Source organism: Photorhabdus africana, from assembly GCF_035181445.1.
Lineage (GTDB): Bacteria > Pseudomonadota > Gammaproteobacteria > Enterobacterales > Enterobacteriaceae > Photorhabdus > Photorhabdus laumondii.
The window spans coordinates 1-4,371 of the sequence record NZ_JAXBVE010000089.1; the positions used below are offsets into that span (position 1 = coordinate 1).

General features: G+C 49.3%; 9 protein-coding genes. All 9 read left to right on the forward strand.

Annotation, left to right across the window (positions count from 1 at the left end; translation table 11 throughout):
* Nucleotides 1-95: 95 nt before the first annotated feature.
* The 9 genes from SLS51_RS22510 to SLS51_RS22550 are packed head-to-tail and all read left to right on the forward strand — an operon-like array spanning nt 96 to nt 4,194.
* A complete protein-coding gene (locus tag SLS51_RS22510; RefSeq protein WP_323840737.1) occupies nt 96-281 on the forward strand; it encodes a head completion/stabilization protein in 186 nt (61 codons plus the stop codon).
* A complete protein-coding gene (locus SLS51_RS22515; RefSeq protein ID WP_323840738.1) occupies nt 278-775 on the forward strand; it encodes a phage tail protein in 498 nt (165 codons plus the stop codon). Before SLS51_RS22510 ends, SLS51_RS22515 begins: the two co-directional genes overlap by 4 nt.
* Nucleotides 772-1,449 carry a hypothetical protein gene (locus SLS51_RS22520; protein ID WP_323840743.1) on the forward strand — a complete coding sequence of 226 codons (678 nt, stop codon included), beginning with the start codon at nt 772-774 and terminating at the stop codon, nt 1,447-1,449. Before SLS51_RS22515 ends, SLS51_RS22520 begins: the two co-directional genes overlap by 4 nt.
* A gap of 20 nt (nt 1,450-1,469) precedes the next feature.
* The gene (locus SLS51_RS22525; protein WP_323840744.1) at nt 1,470-2,594 is read left to right on the forward strand and encodes a DUF2586 domain-containing protein; all 1,125 of its coding nucleotides are present in this window, start codon (nt 1,470-1,472) and stop codon (nt 2,592-2,594) included.
* Nucleotides 2,591-3,046, forward strand: a complete 456-nt coding sequence (locus tag SLS51_RS22530; protein ID WP_065390430.1) for a phage protein — start codon at nt 2,591-2,593, stop codon at nt 3,044-3,046. The genes SLS51_RS22525 and SLS51_RS22530 overlap by 4 nt, the downstream gene beginning before the upstream one ends.
* 12 nt (nt 3,047-3,058) lie before the next feature.
* Nucleotides 3,059-3,352, forward strand: a complete 294-nt coding sequence (locus SLS51_RS22535) for a phage holin family protein (RefSeq protein ID WP_323840739.1) — start codon at nt 3,059-3,061, stop codon at nt 3,350-3,352.
* Complete coding sequence (locus SLS51_RS22540; protein ID WP_323840740.1) at nt 3,349-3,687, forward strand: M15 family metallopeptidase; 339 nt, start codon at nt 3,349-3,351, stop codon at nt 3,685-3,687. The genes SLS51_RS22535 and SLS51_RS22540 overlap by 4 nt, the downstream gene beginning before the upstream one ends.
* Nucleotides 3,684-4,076 carry a hypothetical protein gene (locus tag SLS51_RS22545; protein ID WP_323840741.1) on the forward strand — a complete coding sequence of 131 codons (393 nt, stop codon included), beginning with the start codon at nt 3,684-3,686 and terminating at the stop codon, nt 4,074-4,076. The genes SLS51_RS22540 and SLS51_RS22545 overlap by 4 nt, the downstream gene beginning before the upstream one ends.
* Nucleotides 3,997-4,194, forward strand: coding sequence for a hypothetical protein (locus SLS51_RS22550; RefSeq protein WP_323840742.1), 198 nt, complete (start codon nt 3,997-3,999; stop codon nt 4,192-4,194). Before SLS51_RS22545 ends, SLS51_RS22550 begins: the two co-directional genes overlap by 80 nt.
* The last annotated feature ends 177 nt before the right edge of the window (nt 4,195-4,371 follow it).

Genomic DNA, 4,371 nt, shown 5'->3' on the forward strand with positions numbered 1-4,371 from the left:
GGTCGAGTAGGATGGGAAAGGTTATGGGAAGGATGGTTCATATTACAAACCATCCTTGAGGGGTACCTGCTTGCACAGTCTCTTGAGCTAGAGATGTGATCAAGAGACAGGTTTATGCCAGGGCAAAAGCGGATCTGTTGGGGGAATACACCGCTATTGTCAGTCGTGCCCCTCATCCGCCACAAGAAAGTTCTGAACTACGTCCCCGTTTATTAGCGGAAGCGGCTTTTGTTATCCGCAATATGAAGGGATACGGTCGCACAACGGTACGTATGATATGAGCAAATTACATCATTTAACGGCATTTTTGCGGGAAAACCTGCCAGAACGTCTCTGTAAGATAGAATTTACCAGTGAAATGGATGAAATTCGTTTCATTCCTGCGCAACGGGATTTAGGTCTGGGGCAATACCAGATGTTTATCCAGCAGTATGAGGCGGTGATTGCCTGGGGGCGTTTCCCATACCGAGAGTTTGATCCGCGATATGTCCCATTGTTAATAGATGTGTGGCTGACTGAGCAGGGCAATGATTTAGGGGATGCCAATCTGGAGCCGGAACGGCCAGCGATGACCGTTGAAGTGGATGAGGAAACCGCTGTAGTTGTGGTGTCGTTGTCACTGTCAGAGCCTGTTGTCATGCGTGAAGATAAAAACGGCATCGTCCCCTTTGAGGGTAAGCGCTGGAGGCTGGCTGATACTGAAATCTGGTTTGCTGAAAAGGGGGTTGTGCATAGTGTGAATGAGTCAGGGGCACCCGTTGGACAAAGCCAATAATGATGCAGGGGCAGTTAAACCGAAATCAGTTTAAGGCACTGCAAAACGCACTGAGTGACCTTGAACTACCCTCGAAAAAGCGCCAACGCCTGTTATGGCGGATTGTGAAATACGGGGTGATCCCGGCGGCAAAACGCCATGTGCGCAATCAGCAATCACCGGATGGCGGGCGATGGACGGCCAGAAAAAGCCCGTGGCGCAAGAAAATGCTCAGGAACATGCCGAAGCGCTTGCATATTCGGGAAATGCCGGAAAATAACGCCGTGCGCATTTACCTGCAAGGCGGGCATTACCAGAATGGAAAACAACAAGTTCCTGCGGGTGTTGTGGGGTATGCACAGCAAAACGGGATGCGTATTCAGGTCAGTCGGCGGCAAGTACAAAAGCGCGTTGATCGTGAGCGCATGGCAACCATTAAGCAGGCGAAAAAACTGCGGGATTTGGGGTATCAGGTTAAGAAAGGTAAACGCTGGCGTAAGCCCCCGATAAAGGACATTACCGCCAATATGAAATTTATTCAGGCAGGGGTATTGATCCGCGAACTGAGCGGCGGGACGGTTAAACGTTCATGGACGATTGAAGTTCCTGCCCGTAAGTTCTTAGGTATTAATGATGAAGAATTCAGTCAAGCGCTGGTTCGCCAGTTGCAAGGCATGGGATACGGTGTGGGTTAAGCGCATTGATAAGGGATTAAATTATGTGGCCACATGTTCAGGTTAACCAGGTTAATCAATTGCAAGGCGAAACCAGGGAAATTGAGCGAGTCTTGCTTTTCGTTGGGACGGGAAAAACCAACGTAGGTAAAACCATTGCGGTTAATACCCAGACGGACTTTGATTCTGTACTGGGAGCGGCACAAACTGTCCTCAAACGTCATGTACTGGCCGCAATGGCAAATGCGGGGCAAAACTGGTCCGGGTATACCCATGTATTGCCGGAATCGGCGGATGAATTGGTGTTTGTTGAGGCGGTGACGTCGGCGCAGCGTATAGCCAGTATTGAGGGCTATACGCTGACGGTCGGCGCAACCAAAGCCATCATTAAAGCTGCGCAAACCTTGCGAGCCAACACGATGGCTAAATTTGGTCGCTGGCAGTGGGCCATTCTGGCGGTTGATGGCACACAGGCAAAAGAGACTTGGGCGGATTATGTCACTCGCCTGGCAGAGCTACAAAAGGGCGAAGCCGTGGCATCGGTGCAACTGGTGCCGTGTCTGTGGGGCAATGAGGCAGGCGTGCTGGCCGGGCGATTATGCAACCGCGCCGTCACCGTGGCGGACAGTCCCGCACGGGTACAAACCGGGGCGTTGATGGATTTGGGTTCAACCGATTTTCCAAAAGATGGCACAGGTCAGCCGATTGATCTGGCAACCTTGCAGGCATTGGAAAAACTGCGTTTCAGTGTGCCGATGTGGTATCCCGATTATGATGGCATGTATTGGTCAGATGGCCGCACATTGGACGTAGAAGGCGGAGACTACCAGCGTATCGAAAACTTGCGGGTTGTCGATAAAGTAGCGCGTCGAGTGCGCTTGCAGGCTATCGCTAAAATTGCCGACCGTAGCTTAAACAGCACGCCGGGCAGTGTCGCAACGCATCAGGCATACTTCGCCCGCACCTTGCGTGAAATGTCGCGCAGTATCGAGATTAACGGCGTGACTTTTCCGGGGGAAGTGAAATCGCCGAAAGATGGCGATGTGGTGATGACATGGCGCAATAAAAACACGGTGGAAATTTATATCACTGTCCGCACTTACGAATGTCCGAAAGGGATCTCCGTCAGTCTGTTGCTGGATAGCAGTCTGGAGAAAATCGCATGAGCAAACGTATTTCAGGCCAGTCGGTTGATTTTAATATGGACGGGGATCTGGTTCATGCGGAAAAGGTCAATCTGTCCATTACGGACAACACCGCCGCCGCCCAAACACAGGGTGTACCGGATGGCTATATTTCCGGTGATGTGGCGGCAGAGGGGGAGATTGAACTCAGTACCAAATATCTGGAGATTGTGACCGCTAAAGCGCGCACGGTGGGTTCATGGCGGGGTATTCAGCCCGTCGATTTGATGTGGTATGCCAAGGCCGGTAACGAAGAAATCAAAGTTGAGGCTTACGGCTGCAAGCTGATTGTCAGCGACATTCTGGACGTTGATCCGAAAGGCGGCAGTGTCATGACGCATAAAGTGAAATTTGTGGTGACCAGTCCCGATTTTGTGCGCATTAATGGCATTCCCTATCTGGAAGCAGAACTGACACAAAGCCTGATAGGGTAAAGAGGGGTGTTCATGGAAGAACATGATAAAACCTTTGTGACGCTGGTGCTATTGGGGGCACTGATTGCGTTAGGAAAGATGCTAACAGGCGATGAGCCGATCACCCTGCGGCTTTTCATTGGCCGGATTATTTTAGGGTCGGCTGTGTCAGTGATGGCGGGGGTATTGTTGATTTGGTGGCCGGGCATCAGCCCGATAGCGGTGACAGGGATAGGCAGCGCATTAGGGATTGCTGGCTATCAGTTAATTGAAGTTTGGCTACGCAAGCGCGGCAGCGCTTTGTTAACAGGGAAGTTGAAGAAATGACACTGAGTGAAAAACAGCAATTATTTGCGGTACTGGTCGCACAATTGATCTTATGGGCGGACGAACGCGGTTATCGCCTGACTTTAGGCGAGGCTTATCGGACACCAGAACAAGCGAAGTTAAACGCTCAGATAGGGAAAGGCATTGCCAATAGCCTGCATATTCAGCGGCTGGCGATAGATCTGAATTTATTTATCGGGTGCGAGTACCAGACAAACAGTCATGCTTATTTACCGTTAGGAGAATATTGGGAATCTCTTGGCGGCACGTGGGGTGGGCGATTTTCTCGACCAGACGGCAATCATTTCTCACTGGCGCATAATGGGGCGAAATGATGTTCAATACCTGGATGCTGTATTTGACTTTCCTGGCATTGGCATTCTGTGCAGGCTGGCGAGTAAACCATTATTACCGTGACAGTCTGGAACTGAACATCACGCGGGCAGCGGATGCTACAGGGGAAAAAATTCGGCAGGAACTGCAACACATTTCCAGTATATCCGCCCGACAATTGGAAAATAAGCTAGAAGGGATAGCCCATGCCGCCCCACGAGAGATTCATACTGAAATGGTTCGGCCTGTTTTTACTCATGTGTGTGTTAGCCCTGAATTTGTCAGGATGTACAACGATACAGCCGAAAGTATTGAACGAACACTATCAGGAAAACTTACTGACAAAATGTCAGGACAGATTACCCCGGCTGACGGGAACAACCGGAAATAATCTGGCAAATGTTATAATGGATTACTCCAAATTATATGGTCATTGCGCCGCACGGCATAATCAATTAGTGGATGAAATTAATAAAAGAAAGGAATTAATCTATGAGCAAAGAAAATAAAGTCATTACTTTAATTGTCGGTGAAAATGAAATTACATTCGAGCCGAATATTGTTGCTTATAATAGTACCTGATTATCACTTAAATTCAGCTCCCATAGGCGTATACTTAAAATAAGTCTGTGTGGAGGTAAATGAAAATGGCTAAAAATCAGATTCAATTCCAAAAAGGCATTTCT